This is a genomic window from Candidatus Limnocylindrales bacterium, assembly GCA_035559535.1.
In the GTDB taxonomy this organism is placed as follows: domain Bacteria; phylum Moduliflexota; class Moduliflexia; order Moduliflexales; family JAUQPW01; genus JAUQPW01.
The window spans coordinates 32620-50537 of sequence record DATMBG010000045.1; the positions used below are offsets into that span (position 1 = coordinate 32620).

Here is a 17918-nt window from a genome sequence, read left to right on the forward strand (position 1 = left end):
CATACTCCTATCTGGGAAGCAAAAATTTTTCATCATGCGATTTGGACTTATTGGATGTGGTGGAATTGGCTCATTACGGGCAGCAGCATTAAAGCAGGTGCCGGAATTCCGGCTAGAAGCCGTCAGTGATATTGATCTGGATCGAGCCCGAATGGTTTCTATCCATTACGGTGGGATAGTAGTACCCGACTGGCGCTCTCTGGTTCATCGGGAGGAAGTGGAGGCCGTCATTATCTCAACTCCTCCGCACTTCCATGCCGAGATGTGCAGGGAAGCACTGAAAGCGGGTAAGCATGTACTCTGTGAGAAGCCCCTGGCCCGGACCCCCGATGAATGTCAGAGTATTCTCGAAGTAGAAAAGCAGAGTGGTCGGTTCCTGGCCACAGGATTTAATTATCGATTCTATCCCTCTATTCAGAAAGCGCGCAAGCTTCTGGACAGCGGAATAATCGGTACGCTGGATCATATCCGTAGTTATACCGGATATTCTGCTGCAGAACACAATCAATCCTGGTTGCATGAGAGCGAAATTATGGGAGGGGGGGCCTTTCGGGATAATGGCATTCATCTCATCGACCTGACTTGCTATTTCCTTGGGGAAGTGGCAGAAGTCAAGGGATTTGCTACCAATGGGGTATGGGAGTTCAAGGGCTGTGAAGATAATGGCTTTGCCCTTCTTCGCAGTACCACCGGAAAAATCGCCTCTCTCCAGGCAAGCTGGACGGAATGGAGAGGATATCGTCTTTCAATTGAAATTTACGGAACCCGAGGCTGTATTCGGACCCGATGTTTCCCTATGTTAACTCAAGTTCTTTGGTCCCCGGAACGTGGGGGGCCTATACGGCGAAAAACTTACTTCTTTCCTCTAACTTTTATCCAGGAACATCTTCGCTCGTACCGTTGGATCGTGATTCGGAGCTTTATTCAGGAGTTTCAAGCCTTTTCCCGGGCGATCCGGGGTGAACGAACAGAATTAGCCACCGGTTATGATGGTTTAAGAGCCGTGGAGATAGCCTATGCAGCATCTCGTACTTTCCTGGAAGGTTAATTCTAAATTTTTTAGACTTTTCAGCCGGATGGTAAGAAAAACTATGCCTTGTAAAGTTAATTTTGATAAATCCTTAAAAGCTCCGTAAGTACTATTCCTTATGGTGATTCCATCACCCTCGGCTCCGATAAGCGCCGGGATAAGGATGTTAGCTCCGGTGGGGCGATCTCTTTAACAAGGCGCTGCCAGGGAGCTTAAAAAATTCTAAATTTCTGAATTCTCCGGCGAAAGTTGAGGGCTACCAATTGTTTGCCCCCTGACGGGGCTTTTCAGCCCCTACCTCACCCCCTGTCCCCCTCTCCTCAAGCTTGAGGAGAGGGGGACAGGGGGTGAGGGGGGTGATGCAGACGTCGCGCTCCCAGTTAAGTCTTATTTTGGCGCGTATGCCCACCAACGAAGAGGGAAAAAAACGGACCGGTCAGAGGCTCTGGTTACAATGGCCGGGGTGGTTTCTTTGGAGTAGTGGAATTGCCTTGCTGGGACTTGAACTTATTGCCAGGGTGTGGGTTGCCTGGTACTGGCCTGCAGAGAAAGTATTCCAACTTACACATCATACGGAAAATCGGGGCCGCTTTACCAGCCATCCCATCCTGGGATATATGCTGAAACCGAATTTTCATTCTGGTCGATTCTCACATAACAGCTATGGTTTTCGGGGTCCTTCCTTTTCCATTGAAAAACCACCTAGGACCTTGCGAATTGTACTGATGGGTGCATCAACCGTCTATGGAGTTGCTGTGAGTGATGAAGAAACCTCTGCCGTTCAATTGGAAAACCGCCTGCATACTTTACTTCCAGGTCGTCGAGTTGAGGTATTGAATGCCGGTGTACCTGGCTGGAACTCCAGAGAAACCTTAATTAATCTCCGTTTGCGGGTACTAACTCTACATCCAAATATCGTAGTGATTGTCGATGGTCGAAACGAAGTGTTTCCTCAGCTATTTAACAATTACCAGGAGGACTATAGTCACTATCGTAAGGTAGGGTATCAATTCCGTAATAGCAACTATACCTATAAATTACTCTTTCGGGTCTCGCATCTCTTTATGCTTGTTGCAACATCGGGCCGGGGACGCTTAGGATTCTCTCAACGTGAGGAAAACCCGGCCTATGGATCCATCAGATATGAAAATCTTCCCACAGATGAGGAATTATTGCAAAATGCAAGGGATTATCGGCGAACCGAAACCTTCCGTCGTAATCTTGAGCAGGAGATTCAACTGACAAACGAACAAGGTGGTAGGGTTATCCTTTCTACCATCCCTTTTTATCCAAAAGGATATAGCTCCGATGTCCTAAGAGGAAACCGACAAACGTTACCGGTGATTTCTAACTGGGTGGTCGGGAACAATGAAATTACGAGAATGGTTGCCAGGAAGTGGGGAGTTGCTCTGGTAGATGCCAATACAACCCTTTCACGACCGGAATTCCTCGTGGATGACTGCCATTTTAACCCAACAGGAGAACAGGCCTTTGCAGATTTGATCCTGGATGCCATTAAATCCATCCTGGCAACGCATCAAACCTTCTTCTGAATCCCGTGCATCATAAATCCGGCAGGTAGCTATCTGCCTGCCAACAGGCAGATAAGAACCACCCGATATGACAGGAATTGCCGGTTTATATTCTGTACAAAACGCTATTTACTCTCTGCCTTCACCCCCGGCCCCTCTCTCCTCTTCCCCCGCTCGCGGGGGAATTCCCCACGTGGACGGGGGGGGGGAAGGGAAGGGGTGGGGGCGGAGAGGGGCGCGAGAGGATCTTTGGGCCGGTTTCTGATAAACCCCCTCTCCGGAAGCTTCGGGAGAGGGGATTAGGGGGCCTACACGCCAGGATAAGAAGGTTAGCCCCAGCGGGGCGACCCGTTTCACAGGCCGCTCCTTCGGAGCTGAAAAAATTCTGAATGACTGAATCCCCCGACTTGCGTCGAGGGCTACCCACGGTTCGCCCCTGACGGGGCTTTTCAGCTTAACCTGGCACCTATGCTCCAACTCCCCTCTCCCGCAGCGTGGGAGAGAGGTCGGGGGTGAGGACCACTTAAAAGTTAAGCAAAACCAAGTACTACAAGTTGGAATGAACAGGAATGATGTTTCGTGCCGGTTTATTTCTGAGAATAGGATCTAAATTACAATTTAAGTAGAAGGAGATGAAACGGAGAACTTTATATCAAATTCATAAATGGTTGGGAATTACGGGAGGTTTGTTCCTTTTAGTACAGGCCGTGAGTGGTATTTCCTTGATTTTACCTTCTCTATCACCGATGTGGTCGCCGCGTGAATGGACGCTAAAACCGACAGATCTCCAGGATATTACCATATCCCCTACGGAGGCTGTGGCTACGGTTCTGGCCAACCTTCCTGGGACCTCTCCGGAAGTGGAAAGGGTTACCTTAAAGCGGATCTTAAATTTAATCGTCTATGAGGTCTCGATGAAAGCTTATGGCCCCCGAATCGTTGACGCCCGATCCGGTCAAATATTTACCATGACCCCTGAGCTTGCCGAGCAGATCGCCCGAGACGCTTTTCCTTCAGAGAGCCGGGTTTATCGAATCGAGCGTATCGATCGGCATGACTTTTCTTATATTGCAGGACCATTACCAGTGTACCGAATTGCCTTCGAGGAGGATCCCTCTGTTCTTTATCATGTTTCGATGACCGATGGAAAAGTCGTTCGCAGAGATCGCCTAAATCGGATGAGGGCCATCATCGAAAGGTTCCACTTTTTCGAGGAATTTAAATTTATTACGGAAGAGAAGAAAATCCTGAAAATTCTACCGTCTCTGCTGGCTGCAACAGGAATCCTGGCCATCGGAGTTGGTTACTATCTGGCTTTACCCAGGCGCTGGAGAATTGATGAAAAGACCAGGGGATCAGACGGATGAACGAATCCTTGACGCTCCGAGGAGAGGACTTTGAGTATCGAGGCTGGAGGGTAGAGTTCGAACACTGAAAAGGGATGAGCTACTCGATTTGATTATATGGCCCCCACCCCTTCCCTCCCCGTGGACGGGGAGGGTGAGGGAGGGGGAGAAGGGCCGGGGATGAGGGCAAAATGATTATTCAAATTTAACTATACAAAGCACTCCTCTTCCTGGCTAAGAAAAATCATGAAAAACAAAAATTCTTCCGAATTCAAGTCGGCTCCGACCAGACCTGAATTAACGGTAGTTGTAGTTATTTTACAAGGAAAAAGCTACCTCATTCGTTGTCTAAAGGCATTAACCCGGCAAACAGGCGTACCGGTGTTTGAGATCCTTGTACCTCACGATGAAAGTCTGGGAGATATAACGACGCTCCGTGCAGAATTTCCTGAGGTACAGTTCTTGACCCTCGAAGGACATCGTACCTATGCAGAACTTCGGGCGCTGGGCTTCCATCATGCACGGGGAAGGATCATAGCACTGACCGAGGACCACTGTATTCCAGACCCGGACTGGTGTGCCCGGATTCTAGAAACCCACCGGGGTCCCTATGCCGCCGTAGGAGGAGCCGTTGATAAGGAAAAACCGGATACGACCCTCAACTGGGCTATCTACCTCTGTGATTTCAGTCGTTATACGAATCCGGTACCTGAGGGCCCTTCAGCTTATCTTACCGACTGTAATGTAGCCTATAAGCGTGAAGACTTAGAAGCGATTGCTTCGGTATGGGCCACTGAATTTCATGAAACATCTGTAAATTGGACCCTGCAGGCGAAGGGTAAGGTACTCTGGCTATCTCCTAAAATCCTCGTACGCCAGCAACGTAGTTTAACCTTTCATAGAGCAATCCGAGAACGCTACGCCTTCGGTCGTCTCTTCGCCAGTACGCGCGTGGCTTCAATGACTCTGCTTCAGCGTTTATCCTATGCGGTTTGCTCTATTCCCTTACCCCTTCTCCTGACGGGGCGTGTGATGTTCCATGTTCTCCGTAAACGCCGATACCTGGATGAATTTATCCGGGCCCTTCCGATGATTGGATTTATGACGACCGTCTGGTCCTGGGGTGAGTTGGTAGGATATCTGACGGGTCGACCTGGAGATTCATTGACTCCCCTAACCCAGGGAACAAGAAAGGCCGTCGAAGAACCTACAAGATAAGAAGATTTGGCTATAAAATCTTCGAGATTTTGAAAAACTTTAGAAGTTTACAGAGAGGCTTTAATGATCTTCAAAGGAATAGAAATCTTTTGTCCCCTTTGCAAAGGGGATCTGAAAGAAGTGGGTGATAGACAGAAGGAATTGCGTTGTGAGCCTTGTAACAGGCAGTATCCGGTTATTTTAGAAATTCCAGACCTGCGCATTTTTCCAGATCCTTATATCGACCTGGAAGCGGATCGAGCCAAAGGCCTTCGGGTAGCCGAGCGGTTCAATGACCTGGACTTCTCCGGATTGATTGATTTCTATTACAGCATGACCTCGGTGGTACCCCCTCACCATGCACGTCAGTATAAGCGAGGACTTATGGCGGGAGTAGCCCGAGCAAAAGCGGCCCTGGCGGCCTGGGAGAGCCAGTCGGGTACTTACCCTGAAACCTCACCTGCCAGCCTGCTGGAAATCGGTTGTGGAACGGCTCCTTTATTGGTAGCTGCAGCACCTCAATTCACCCGGTTAGTCGGAGTCGATATTGCTTTTCGCTGGCTGGTGGTGGGAAAGAAGCGGTTAAGCGAAGCCGGTTTAGATATTCCCCTCCTGTGTGCCTGTGCCGAAGCGTTGCCCTTTTCAGATGCCGTATTTGACCGTGTAGCAGGGGATTCCGTAATCGAAAATGTACGAGATCAAACCCAAACCTTAAAAGAAGTCTATCGTGTCCTGAAACCGGGTGGGAGATTATTCCTGACCACCCCTAACCGTTTCAGCTTAGGACCAGATCCCCACACCGGACTCTGGGCCGGAGGATTCCTACCCCGACGCTGGACCGATGCCTATGTCCGTCGGCAGGGAGGAATCCCCCCGCAGAGAAATCTCCTCTCCCTCTGGAGGTTATCCCGATTGCTGGATAGGACAGGATTTAAACGTCACCAAATTTTCTTACCCTATGTCCCCGAAGGTCAGCGTGTCCACTTCTCGGTATGGATGAATCGATGGATCGATTTATACCATATAGCCCGACAACTGCCGGTGAGTCGTCATCTGCTTTATGTGCTGGGACCTTTATTCTATGCGGTATGTAAGAAAGAGGAGAGATAAAGCCCGGTGCAGTCCTTATACCGCTCCAGAAATTTGCGTGATTTTATTCATTTAAATTGTCGATTACGGCTAAAAGAATACTCCACCCATGGGTCATCAAACCTTTAAAACTCCTAATCTGGCCATAAATTTTATCATCTTATCCGGAGGGGAACTCCTCGGTAAGATTCTCACCATGGTGGCATTTGCCTATCTGGCTCGGGTACTGGGACCGGATGCTTTTGGTATCGTTGAGTTTGCCATAGCAGTGGCTTTTGTTTTCAGTCTGCTCGTGGATGGAGGTTTCGATAAGTATGGGGCAGTTGAAGTTGCTAAGGACAAGAACATCGTAATCTACTTCACCGCATCTATCCTTACGGCACGGTTTCTACTATCTCTGGGAGCCTTTATCGTATTGGCAATTCTGGTTGGCATCATTGATAAACCATGGTTGGTAAAACAAGTGGTTCTGCTCTACGGTTTAACCCTGTTCGGAATACCGGGACTTCTGAAATGGGTTTTTCAGGCTTATGACCAGATGCAGTGGGTGGCTATAACTTCCCTGGTACGGCAATTCATTTTTACGGCCGGGGTCTTTCTATTCATTCGTAAACCGGAACAGACCTGGGCTGTAGCCCTGATCGAAGTGGTTGCCACCGGCAGTGCCGTTGCCTTCAATCTCGGTCTCTTTCGATACTATTTTGGCCCACTCCGACTCCATTTTGATATTAGCTTTATGGGCTCCCTCTTTCGGCAGACTCTACCCATCTGCCTGAGTCAGATGATGATGGCACTTAAACTTTATCTTTCTACTCTCTTCCTTGGAATGTTGATGGACAGTAAGGAGGTTGGTTGGTTCGGTTCTGCTCACCGAATTGTATTAGCCCTAAATACCTTTGGAGCCCTTTATCTCTTTAACCTGCTCCCTTCCATTGCCCGTTGTGCCCATCAACCCTCTGAAACCTTGCAGCGCCTCATGGGGACCTCTCTTCAGGTCACGACCTGGGCAACCGGGTTTCTGAGTACAATGGTGACCCTCTTTGCGAGTCAACTGATACCCGTTGTTTACGGAATCCAATATCAGCGGGGAATCTATATCCTTCAAGTACTCATCTGGTTTGTTCCGGTTTCCCTGGTAAGCAGCCACTACCGCTACGCACTCGTTGGATTGGGTAAACAGAACCTGGATTTCCTCAGTACCACACTAGGGACCGGTGCCGGGGCGATTTTTAACCTCTTACTTATTCCACGATACGGATCCCTGGGAGCTGCATGGACTATGTTAAGCTCGGAAGCCTTAACTGGAGTCCTGGCGTATTATTTCGTACATCATAAAATTATGCCTATACCGATCTGGCCTCACTTACTTAAACCCCTACTTGCCGGGGCTATAATGATAATCCTGCTTCCCCTGTTACCTGCCTTTAATTTCTGGATAGGATGTGGTACAGCGGTGGTATTATACGGGGTGGTGCTGCTTTTTTTACAACCGGGTTTGGTCACCGATATCCGTACACGGACCCTGGGAAGCAGGTAAAGTAACTTAAACGGGGGACATGGCGATGAACTTAACAAATTTATCACTGCGAGCTATACAAATTCGACTTTTTTTGACCTGCTGGATGATCTTTGTTTTACACTTTGCAACGGATTTTGTGCGGGAACATTATCTGGTTTTGAGTATCGTCGATGATTTTTCCTTTCGGCTCGATAAATATGCAGATCTTCATCCGGATATTTTCGTAATACCCGGTCGGGGTGCCTATCACGGCGCTAACCCCGGGGCTTCTATGATAGGAGCCATCCCCTACTTTATATTTAAACCCATCATTCATCGGATCGCCCACTATGATCCCAAGGCAGCGCCACGACCTCCCTCTGGAGAGGAGATATCTGCCGAATACAAAGATCCTCGACCCTTGCGGGTTAAATTCTACAAGCAGGTTCGGGAAAGGGGTCTGGATAAGCTATTCGGACTTGTAGGTTTTGTAACAATGGCCTTTGCTATGGCACCTCTTTCGGCCCTCGGTGCCGTCACGATGTTCAACACCTTGGGCAAATTAGGCCTTTCAAATCAGCTCTCCCTGGGAATGTCCCTACTCTATGCTCTGGGGACCCCCATCTTTTTTAGAACCGGCTACCTTAATCAGAACCTCATGGTGGGTATCTTCGCATTCATGGCCTTCAGTCTCCTTTGGCAACCGGAGCAAAGAAACCCCTCCAGGGTCCGATCCCGATATATCCTTGCAGGACTTCTCGGAGGTCTGGCTTTTCTCTGTGATTATAGTGGTGGAATCGCTTTGTTTTTAGTGGGTTGTTATGGCCTCCTGCGACGCAGGGACTCGGTCTCCTTCCCACAGGCTTTCAAAGACTCTCTTTGGTATGCGGTCGGTGCTGTAGGACCTGTAGCTCTGCTCTGGTTTTATCAGTGGAGTTGTTTTGGAAACCCCTTCTACCCGCCACAACACCATATGGCTCCCAAGGAATGGATGGACGTTGGCTATAAAGGGGTTGGATGGCCTACCAAAGAACTTACCTGGAGACTTTTGTTTGATCCCCAATTTGGATTGTTTATAGCTTCTCCAATTTTATTACTTGCTTTTTTTGCTCCCGTTCTGACTCGCTTTAAGAAAAATATCCTCCCGGCCCGGGAAACCTGGTTTGCCCTGATCTTTTTTGTAACCTTTTTGCTGTTCTTCGGAAGCGTTCAATACACCCGACTTCAATGGAACACGGGAATCCGCTATATAATCCCGGTAATCCCCTTTCTCTTTTTACTCACGGTTGCCGTCCTGATACGAATGCCCCGGATATGGGTCTATACCTTTGCCGTCCTCGCCTTTGCAGAATCCTGGTGTATGAGTATGGTCCGCAACCAGAGTTTCCAGACAGGCATTTTGGATTCGGTTATTCAGGTCTTCCTCCAGGGTTTTCAACTGCCCTGGCTGACGACCCTGTCTAAAATGGCAGCCCAATATGCCCCATTTTTGGAAAACGGTGGCGTGTCCCCCCTTCCTTTATTTGTGTTATGGGGATCCCTGATTTATGGTATCTGGCGGTTTAAACTCCCCAGCGAAAAGGTCCAAAAACTAGACGCCTCCGAAAGATAAGAATCCTTCCCCTCGCTCCCTCCCCTTCCCTCCCCGTGGACGGGGAGGGAAGGGGAGGGACTATTTAGACAAAATCATCGGATAATAAATCTCTTTCAATTCAAAAAGGGTACTTTTTACGAAAAGGTATAGGCTTTGCGTAAAATCAATTTAAAACAGCAGATTCATCACAAGAGCCGTTAGAATCGCAATAGCCTGGTATATCCTATGAATAAAAATACTTACTCTCTGTTATTAGTACCTTTTGTAAAATTGCGTCGTTCTCGGCCCTCACCCCCGGCCCCTCTCCCACGCTGTGGGAGAAGGGAGGCCATTTTAAGGTTAAGCTGAAAAGTCCCATCGGGGGGGGGAACAACGGGTAGCCCCCGACTTACGTCAGGGGATCCAGTCATCCAGAATTTTCTTCAAGCTCCGAAGGAAGCCCCCCCCACTCCTCTATATCCCCCCGTACATGGGGGGAAGGGGGGCGGGGGAATTGAGGAGTGGTCTGTTAAACAGGTCGCCCTGCCGGGGCTGATTTTCTTATCCTGGCCCGTAGGGGGGCCGGGAGTGAGGGAGAGAGAAGTCATGTAGGTTTAAGCAAATCGGGATTCTATACGAGGGGCAAACGATACGCCGGAGAGATTAAATACCTTTATTGTAAGATGATTAAGTTTGACTCCGAGGGAGTTACTTCTTTTTTGACGATTCCGCTAAGAGGCTGAGTTCCTGACTGGGATACAGGTCGTGTTCTCATTCAAAAGGCATGGAAATATACCGTTCAGGGGTAGGCAACAACCGGCATGGGCCTGTCAGGCTTGGAAGAAGTTCAGCTTATCTGTCTGGGGAATCAGCGGGGAATGGATAGGAAGAATCTTCCATGAAGCCAGGCCGAGGCCCATGAGGGTAATAGAAGAAACGTATAACCTAAAAAAGGGGGTATAAAAGATGAGAGTTCTTTTGGTAAATCCGTTCCAGGTAAACCTGGTAAATAAGAAGGGCCGTATTTATAATCGAACCTGGACGCCATTGGATCTGGCCAATTGTGCTGCAATACTGGAAAAAGAGGGTATAGAGGTTGCCATCCTGGACGCCAATGCTGAACAAATCGGTCCCCAAGAAGTGGCCAGGCAGGCTATGGGGTATGATAAAGTCTTCATTACTTCGACCAGTCTCGATCGCTGGCAGTGCCCTCAATTGGACATCAATCCGTTCTTGAAAACTGTACATACACTAAACCAGGTAGTACCTGAAGTATACGTCATGGGAAGCCATGGAACCGTCAAACCGGTAGAAATGTTACAGGAGACTCGAGCTCGGGCGGTTATCCGTGGAGAACCCGAACGAACCGTCCTCGACCTGTGCAAGAATACAAACCTTTCCCAGGTTCTTGGAATTACTTACAAAAATGGGGATCAGATCCTATCCAACTCAAATCAAAAGCCGGTTAATCTCAACGAACTGCCTCTACCGGCTTTTCATTTGTTACCCATGAAGCGTTACTATTATGAAGTGATGGGACCTAATTTCTCTTTATTTGAAATGTCCCGAGGATGTGCTTCTGAATGCACTTTTTGCCTGCTAGAAACCTACGGAGCCGGGGTACGTCGAAAATATACTGAGAAACTGATCCAAGAAGTTGAGTACGGAATCAAGAACTTCGGAATACGTAATGCCTATTTTATAGACCTGGAATTTACTGTTCTCCGCAGACAAGTTATGGAATTCTGCAAGTATCTGATAAAGCAAAATTACCAGTTTAACTGGTGCTGCCAAACTCGATTCGATCTGGTAGATGAAGAGTTGCTGGACCACATGAAACGGGCCGGCTGTCGACTGATCCACTTCGGCGTCGAAGCAGGGAGCGATAAGACCCTGGAAATTGTGAACAAAGGGATTACCATAAAGGCCATTCGGGAAGGAATGAAAAAAGTTAAAAAGGTCGGGATTGAAACGGCCTGCTTTTTCATGATCGGATTCCCTGAATCCGATTATCAAGATATGCAAGACATTATAAACTTCGCGCTTGAGCTGGGTCCGGATTATCCTCTTTTCCATATCGCAGCCCCTTATCCTGGAACCAAACTCTATGAGCAGGTCAAGAACGATCCCCACGTTCGTTATAGCGATGAGAGTCTTTTTCCGGAAGCTGTGGTAGGACGCTTTACCTTAGAAGAGCTTAAAGCCATGACCCGCAAGGCCTATCTCCGGTATTACCTGCGACCGTCCTATGTTTTTTCCCGACTTCGGAAGGGTCAGTTTCATATTCTGGGGAATCAGTTTAAACTCTTTTGGTCGTTTGTCATGTCTTAAGAAGAGCATCCCTGAGCTTAGGAAATATTTATCCTGTAATCGGTCGAGGGCAAATCCTTGGGAGCAAGCAACGGATTGATGTGAAGGGCCGTCCTTGGAAAACCTCAGAACGAATGGACATATGGGTCAGGTCAAGCTGAAAAGTCCCATCAGGAACAAACAGTTGGTAACCTCCCATGAAAGTCGAGGGATAAAGTATCAGAATTTTTCCACCTCTGCAAAGGAGGGTACCTCCTAAACGGATACAGGCGCAAAGGTACGTAACTGTAACCATTTCATGCGAAAATCGCCCTACGATTTTCATGTTTTGTGGCGACCCAACAGGCCTTGATCGTTTAGTAGGTTGAACGTCTCGTTTGACAATAGGAGTCGCTTTCCCCCCTCCAGGGGCAAGGCTGTTAAGTTCTCAAGTATTTCGGGAAGTCTTTGACATTTTTGATAAAGTGAGTCCCAGAGAAGCACCTTAGATTCGTGCTCATCCAAAGAGACTTATCCGTACTTCTCAGAGAACTTAACAGCCCTGCCCTCCAGGGGGGACTTCAGTAAGAGCGCTGTATCAGTCCCCCCTGGAGGGGGGGATGGGGGGGGTGTTCAAACAGAAAAAAGTAACACCTACTAAGTTGTTACAGTGACCAACGGCACCTTTTACCTTGACTTTTATATAGTACCTGGGATAAATTCTTTTTTTTAAGTCAACGATCATAAACAACTCTAAGCTTTCTAGCATGGTTTTCGTGGGAATGTAGAAGCATTTAAAACCGGCCCCTATCGGACCATGTAGAAATTTACAACTAAAAAACAATACAGAGGAGGACTTATCATCATGGTTTTACCTACTTTAATATCCCATACCAGATCGGATCAAATTCTCCCCTTTATCCTTTACATCGGACCAGATCAATTTCTACCCCTGGCTTCAGCTTTGGGAGCCATAGTCGGTGTCTTATTAATGTGGTGGCACCGTTTTGCCGACCTGGTCCGCAGGGCCTGGCAATTTTTCACCAAAAAGCAATAATCTTCGGTCTGGTGTAATCTAAGGTCTTACTGGTTTGCAATTAAGCGAGTAACAGGTTACTGCGAAGTAGTATTAACGGCTCTGAGGAAAGATGATCAAAAAAGTTATTGTTATCGGGCTTGATGGGTTTGAACCTAAGATCGTAGAATCCATGCTCGCTGCCGGAGAATTACCGAACCTGGAGAAATTAAGAAGTCAAGGGGGGTACTCACGGGTTCGCACGACGTATCCGGCTCAAACGCCTGTAGCGTGGTCCACATTTGCCACCGGTACCAATCCAGGTGGTCATGGAATCTTTGACTTTGTTCGTCGAGATCCTAAAACTTACCTTCCCAATTTCTCCCTCAATCGATATGAACAGAAAAATGCCTACTTACCCCCTAAGGTGGTGAACCTGCGACGGGGTGTACCGCTATGGGAGCTCCTGTCGGCAGCCGGGATTCCCTCGATCCTGATACGTTTCCCCTGTACGTATCCCCCGGATCATATTCGGGGACGGATGTTGGCAGGCATGGGTGTGCCGGATCTACGAGGCGGATTAGGAACCTCAACGTTTTATACTTCCGCCGAGAACGTGCAGGCCCAGGAAAGTGAGAATGTAATAAAAGTCCAGAGGAATGGAACCGGTCCCTTGACCACCTATCTTATAGGACCCCGTAACCCCAAAACCCGGTCAAACTTTCAGTTCGAAATCACCATCCGTCTCGAACCCTCTGCAAAGAAGATTATCCTTCAATCCGAGGGACAACCAAAAATACTGGAGGTCTATGAAGGAAAATGGAGTGATTGGCTTAAAGTAAAGTTCAAAACCGGGTTATTGCAGGGGATACGGGGTATGGTTCGTTTTTATTTGATTCACATAGACCCGGTGTTTGAACTCTATGCTTCACCGGTCAACTTCGACCCGGAAGGACCCTTATTCCCCATCAGTTCTCCTCCCGAGTATGCCAGGGAGTTGGCCAACAGGTTGGGAACGTTCTATACTACCGGAATGGTGGAAGATCATGGAGGATTAAACAACGGACGCTTTGACGAAATCGCCTACCTGATGCAGTGTGAAGAGGTACTACGGGAACGCGAAAAGATGATGCTCTATGAACTGGAGCGTTTGGAAGAAGGATGGTTTTTTTGTTTGTTTGACACCCCTGACCGTGTTCAACACATGTTTTGGCGATTCAATGAAAGCGGGCATCCGGCTAATCGAAAGGATGTAACGGCTGACATGAAACAGGTCCTCTCGGAGCACTATCGCGCCTGTGACGCCGTGGTTGGAAAGGCACTCCAATACGTTGATGATCAAACCCTGTTCATCGTACTCAGTGATCACGGTATGAACAGCTTTCAGCGGGGAATTCATCTGAATACCTGGTTGTATGACCATGGCTTTTTGGCTTTGCGTAATGGAATTAAACCGGGGAAAGAGGCTGGTGATTTCTTCCGTCATGTGGACTGGGATCACACAAAAGCCTATGCGCTGGGTCTGGGAGGTATTTACTTGAATCTGAAGGGGCGAGAAGAAAAGGGGATTGTAGAGGCCCAGGAAGCAGATACCGTGAAGTCTGCTATTATCCAGGGGCTTACGGGCCTGGGAGATCCGGTTCGAGGAAAAGTGGGCATACGGAGTGTTGTAACCCGAGAGCAGGTCTATAGCGGCCCCTATGCTTCGGAATCTCCGGATCTTTTGGTTAACTTTGCCGAGGGTTATCGGGTATCCTGGGTTACGGCACTGGGTGGAATACCTGAAGGACATTTCGAAGATAATACAAAAAAATGGGGAGGAGATCATATTATCGATCCCTGTCTGGTTCCTGGGGTATTGTTTATGAACCGGGCGTTTCGTGGGGAAAATGCAAGTCTCATGGATCTGGCTCCCACCATCCTTGCAGCCTTGGGAGTTCCCAAAGGCCCGGCCATGGAAGGAGAATCTCTGTTGATATGAAAATTTTAGTTATCGGCCTCGATGGGGCTACCCCTGAAGTGTTATTCGGAGATGAACGCCTGGATAATTTCCGTCGTTTAATGGAAGCGGGCTGTTATGGTCGCCTGGAGACTGTTATTCCACCCCATAGAATCCCGGCCTGGATGTGTATGGCTACCGGCCAGGACCCCGGCTCGTTGGGAACCTGGGGGCTTCAGAAGCCTACCGATAGCTCTCCTAATAATCTGGAACCCGTTACCTCAAAACCCATATCGGAACCTTCCATCTGGAACCAGATAGCCCGGGAGGGGAAGCGAACCTGCCTTATCGGAGTACCCCTATGGGATCCACCCCAAGAGGGAAAGGGTGTTTGGGTAAGTTGTCCTTTACCCCATAAGGGGATTTATACCTATCCGGCGTCGGTAAACGAGCAGATTAGAAAACTGATAGGCTCCTATCCGGCGGATGTTAAACATTCTCGTTTTTATAAAAAAGACCAGCTCCTGGAGGAGATTTACACCATGAGTCGCAAACATTTCCAGGTGGTCCGATACTTTTTGCAGAACACAGATTGGGATTATTTTCAATGGGTCGAGATCGGACCGGACCGTTTGCAGCATGGTTTTTGGAGATTCCATGATCCACAACCTCCGCTCCATGAGCCGGGTAATCCCTATCAGGAAGTCATTCGTGATTACTATCTTTACCTGGATCACGAACTGGGAGCCATCCTGGATCTCCTGAGTGAGGATACCCTCATTTTGGTGATTTCGTGTTATGGTGTAAAACGGCTGGAGGGTGGCTTCTGTCTGAATGAGTGGTTGGTAAGGGAAGGCTTACTTGTGCTCAATGAATATCCCCAAGAGATTACCGCCTTTAACCAGCTCAGTGTGAATTGGGAAAAGACCCTGGTTTGTGGTGAGGGGGGGTATGCGGCAGGTTTATTCTTTAACGTAAAAGGACGGGAACCTCGGGGGACTCTCTCCGAAGCGAATTATGAGAAATTCCGGGATGAAATCAGGAGGAAACTCAAAGCTATCTCAAACGACCAGGGTAAATCCCTGGAAGCAGTTGTCCTTAAGCCGGAAGAGATTTACACAAAGGTAAGGCCTGGAGTTCCTGACCTGTTGGTTCAGTTTGGTGGCTTTTCCTGGCGTGTGGTGGACAGTGTAGGACACCAGACCCTTTACCTTCAAGGCAATGATCCCCATCTGGATGACTGTAATCATGGGCAATTTGGGAGCTTTATTTTAGTAGCACCAGATAATCCTCTCCAGGGTGAAATTGAGAAAGTACGCTTACCAGATATGGCACCAACCCTGTTAGAGTTGGGAGGATATTCTGTGCCTTCCTCCATGCAGGGAAAATCTCTGCGGGCCAATAAGGTATCTAACGCAATAACTGACGAAGGTTTTTCAGCCGAGGAGGAAGAGATCATTCGGGAACGGTTAAGTGGATTGGGTTACATTGGATAAATCCATCGGGAAAAATCTTCCTCGGGTCTTACAGGAGACAGATCATAGGATGATGACTCAAGAGAAGAAATCGGTTCTATCTACCCCCTCTATAGCGCCCGGCAAACTTTTACTTTTGGCAGCCTGGTTTGCATTGGCTACCGGTTTGGGAGAGATTTCGATCCGGGCGGTTCAGAAATTCTTCCTGCACCAGCGTATCTACGTAAGCCCACAGGTCGTCTGGATGGCTCCTCTGGCCGATCTGGTTCTCTTTCTACTTTCGGGATCCATCCTCCTCCTTGTGGCCCGGTTCTGGCCCAGGGCAACCTCTCCGAAGATTGTTGTTTTTATCTTTGCCCTTCTCGGTTTTTCAGGCCCATTGTTATGGTTCCCGAAACTGCATATCCTTGCGGCTCTTCTGCTGGCCATCGGCCTTTCTGTGCAAACGGCTCGTCTCCTTGAAAAACATATCTCGACCTTTTACCTCTTCAGCCGGTACACCCTGGGAGGAATGTTGGCTGTCGTAATGGCATTGGCCGTTGGTATCAATGAGTGGCAGGTCTTAATAGAGCGTAATGCCCTGGCAAAACTCCCCCCGGCTCCTCCAGGTACTCCCAATGTCTTATTGATTGTATTGGACACCGTAAGGGCCTCAAGTCTCAGTCTATATGGTTATAATCGACCTACGACCCCCTCCTTAGAGAAGTTGGCCAAAACCGGTGTGGTCTTTGAAAAGGCCTTTGCAACTTCATCCTGGACCCTTCCTTCCCATGCCAGCCTGTTCACGGCCCGTTATCCCCATGAGGTTTCGGCAGACTGGCTGAAACCCCTGGATGCGACTTACCCTGTATTGGCTGAAGTTTTCCAGACTTATGGATATGTTACCGCCGGGTTTGTTGCCAACCTGTTGTATGGAACCTACGAGACGGGCCTTGCCCGCGGCTTTATTCACTACGAAGATTATCCTATATCTCCGGAGATGGTTATTAAGAGTTCGTGGCTGGCCCGGATCTTTGTAGACAAGCTGAAATTGATCAAAGGAGATACCGATAAACTCGTCTATAAATGGGCCGAAGAAATCAATGAAGATTTTCTGTCCTGGCTTTCCTGCCATAATTCACGACCCTTTTTCGTCTTTCTCAACTACATGGATGCCCACGCACCCTATCTGCCCCCTAAACCCTTTGATACCCTGTTTGGACCTAAAAGGCCTCGACCGGATAAATCGGTACGGAGAACCTGGTCTCCTCAGGAGATCCAGGTGGAGAGGGATGCCTATGAGGGTTGTATCGCTTATCTGGACCATCAACTGGGCTTACTCTTCGACGAATTGCAAAAACGGGGGATACTGGAAAACACTTTAATCGTTATTACCTCCGATCACGGGGAGCAGTTCGGAGAGCATGGTCTCTTTGATCACGGTAATAGCCTCTACCGGCCGTCGTTACAGGTTCCTCTATTTATTTCCTTCCCGGGACGTGTACCGGCCGGAAGGCGTGTTCATGAGGCCGTAACCCTGCGGGATATTCCGGCTACTATCCTGGACCTGGTCAAACCGGAAGCCAGCTCTCGCTTTCCCGGACATTCATTGGCTCGATATTGGAAGGGAACCGATAATTCCCACAGTTCCTCTTCTGCTTTACTTTCTGAAATCAGTAAATGCATTAACATGCCCGCATGGCTGCCGGCCTGTAAAGGAGATATGAAATCACTGGTGACCGATGGTATGCACTATATCAGGAACGGAGATGGTCGTGAAGAACTTTATGATCTTGAAAACGATCCGGCAGAAGAACAAGATCTTGCTAATTCTGAAGAAGGCCGTCAAAGGCTTGAGGAATTCAGAAGATCCCTTGAAACTATTCTCAGGTCTGACCGATTCCAGAGATAGGGAGGCGGAGATACGGAGAAGTATGGGAGTATGGGAGTATGGGA

12 protein-coding genes are annotated in these 17918 nt (G+C 48.5%); all 12 read left to right on the forward strand.

Going from position 1 to position 17918, the window contains the following annotated elements:
* The first annotated feature begins 34 nt into the window (after positions 1-34).
* The 12 genes from VNM22_17570 (at position 35) to VNM22_17625 (ending at position 17874) form a co-directional block, all read left to right on the forward strand.
* Positions 35-1048 carry a Gfo/Idh/MocA family oxidoreductase gene (locus tag VNM22_17570; GenBank protein ID HWP48969.1) on the forward strand — a complete coding sequence of 338 codons (1014 nt, stop codon included), beginning with the start codon at positions 35-37 and terminating at the stop codon, positions 1046-1048.
* A 338-nt stretch (positions 1049-1386) separates the two neighbouring features.
* Positions 1387-2583: an SGNH/GDSL hydrolase family protein gene (locus VNM22_17575; protein HWP48970.1), complete on the forward strand. Its 1197-nt coding sequence runs from the start codon at positions 1387-1389 to the stop codon at positions 2581-2583.
* A gap of 611 nt (positions 2584-3194) precedes the next feature.
* Positions 3195-3929 (forward strand): PepSY domain-containing protein, encoded by a 735-nt coding sequence (locus tag VNM22_17580; protein HWP48971.1) that lies wholly within the window; start codon positions 3195-3197, stop codon positions 3927-3929.
* Between the two features lie 225 nt (positions 3930-4154).
* A complete protein-coding gene (locus VNM22_17585) occupies positions 4155-5126 on the forward strand; it encodes a glycosyltransferase family 2 protein (GenBank protein ID HWP48972.1) in 972 nt (323 codons plus the stop codon).
* Between the two features lie 63 nt (positions 5127-5189).
* Positions 5190-6215 carry a methyltransferase domain-containing protein gene (locus tag VNM22_17590; GenBank protein HWP48973.1) on the forward strand — a complete coding sequence of 342 codons (1026 nt, stop codon included), beginning with the start codon at positions 5190-5192 and terminating at the stop codon, positions 6213-6215.
* 88 nt (positions 6216-6303) lie between these two features.
* On the forward strand, positions 6304-7731 hold the full coding sequence (locus tag VNM22_17595; protein ID HWP48974.1) for a flippase: 1428 nt from the start codon (positions 6304-6306) through the stop codon (positions 7729-7731).
* 25 nt (positions 7732-7756) lie between these two features.
* Positions 7757-9304, forward strand: coding sequence for a hypothetical protein (locus VNM22_17600; protein HWP48975.1), 1548 nt, complete (start codon positions 7757-7759; stop codon positions 9302-9304).
* Positions 9305-10231: 927 nt separating this feature from the next.
* Positions 10232-11596, forward strand: coding sequence for a radical SAM protein (locus tag VNM22_17605; protein ID HWP48976.1), 1365 nt, complete (start codon positions 10232-10234; stop codon positions 11594-11596).
* 823 nt (positions 11597-12419) lie between these two features.
* The gene (locus tag VNM22_17610; GenBank protein HWP48977.1) at positions 12420-12611 is read left to right on the forward strand and encodes a hypothetical protein; all 192 of its coding nucleotides are present in this window, start codon (positions 12420-12422) and stop codon (positions 12609-12611) included.
* 91 nt (positions 12612-12702) lie between these two features.
* A complete protein-coding gene (locus VNM22_17615; GenBank protein ID HWP48978.1) occupies positions 12703-14550 on the forward strand; it encodes an alkaline phosphatase family protein in 1848 nt (615 codons plus the stop codon).
* The gene (locus tag VNM22_17620; protein HWP48979.1) at positions 14547-16004 is read left to right on the forward strand and encodes an alkaline phosphatase family protein; all 1458 of its coding nucleotides are present in this window, start codon (positions 14547-14549) and stop codon (positions 16002-16004) included. The genes VNM22_17615 and VNM22_17620 overlap by 4 nt, the downstream gene beginning before the upstream one ends.
* A 49-nt stretch (positions 16005-16053) precedes the next feature.
* Positions 16054-17874, forward strand: coding sequence for a sulfatase (locus VNM22_17625; protein ID HWP48980.1), 1821 nt, complete (start codon positions 16054-16056; stop codon positions 17872-17874).
* The last annotated feature ends 44 nt before the right edge of the window (positions 17875-17918 follow it).

Bases quoted from the DNA above. Each gene is read 5' to 3' on its own strand.
- VNM22_17570 (HWP48969.1), top strand. From the start codon at position 35: ATGCGATTTGGACTTATTGGATGTGGTGGAATTGGCTCATTACGGGCA.
- VNM22_17580 (HWP48971.1), top strand. From the start codon at position 3,195: ATGAAACGGAGAACTTTATATCAAATTCATAAATGGTTGGGAATTACG.
- VNM22_17585 (HWP48972.1), top strand. From the start codon at position 4,155: ATGAAAAACAAAAATTCTTCCGAATTCAAGTCGGCTCCGACCAGACCT.
- VNM22_17590 (HWP48973.1), top strand. From the start codon at position 5,190: ATGATCTTCAAAGGAATAGAAATCTTTTGTCCCCTTTGCAAAGGGGAT.
- VNM22_17595 (HWP48974.1), top strand. From the start codon at position 6,304: ATGGGTCATCAAACCTTTAAAACTCCTAATCTGGCCATAAATTTTATC.
- VNM22_17600 (HWP48975.1), top strand. From the start codon at position 7,757: ATGAACTTAACAAATTTATCACTGCGAGCTATACAAATTCGACTTTTT.
- VNM22_17605 (HWP48976.1), top strand. From the start codon at position 10,232: ATGAGAGTTCTTTTGGTAAATCCGTTCCAGGTAAACCTGGTAAATAAG.
- VNM22_17610 (HWP48977.1), top strand. From the start codon at position 12,420: ATGGTTTTACCTACTTTAATATCCCATACCAGATCGGATCAAATTCTC.
- VNM22_17615 (HWP48978.1), top strand. From the start codon at position 12,703: ATGATCAAAAAAGTTATTGTTATCGGGCTTGATGGGTTTGAACCTAAG.
- VNM22_17620 (HWP48979.1), top strand. From the start codon at position 14,547: ATGAAAATTTTAGTTATCGGCCTCGATGGGGCTACCCCTGAAGTGTTA.
- VNM22_17625 (HWP48980.1), top strand. From the start codon at position 16,054: ATGATGACTCAAGAGAAGAAATCGGTTCTATCTACCCCCTCTATAGCG.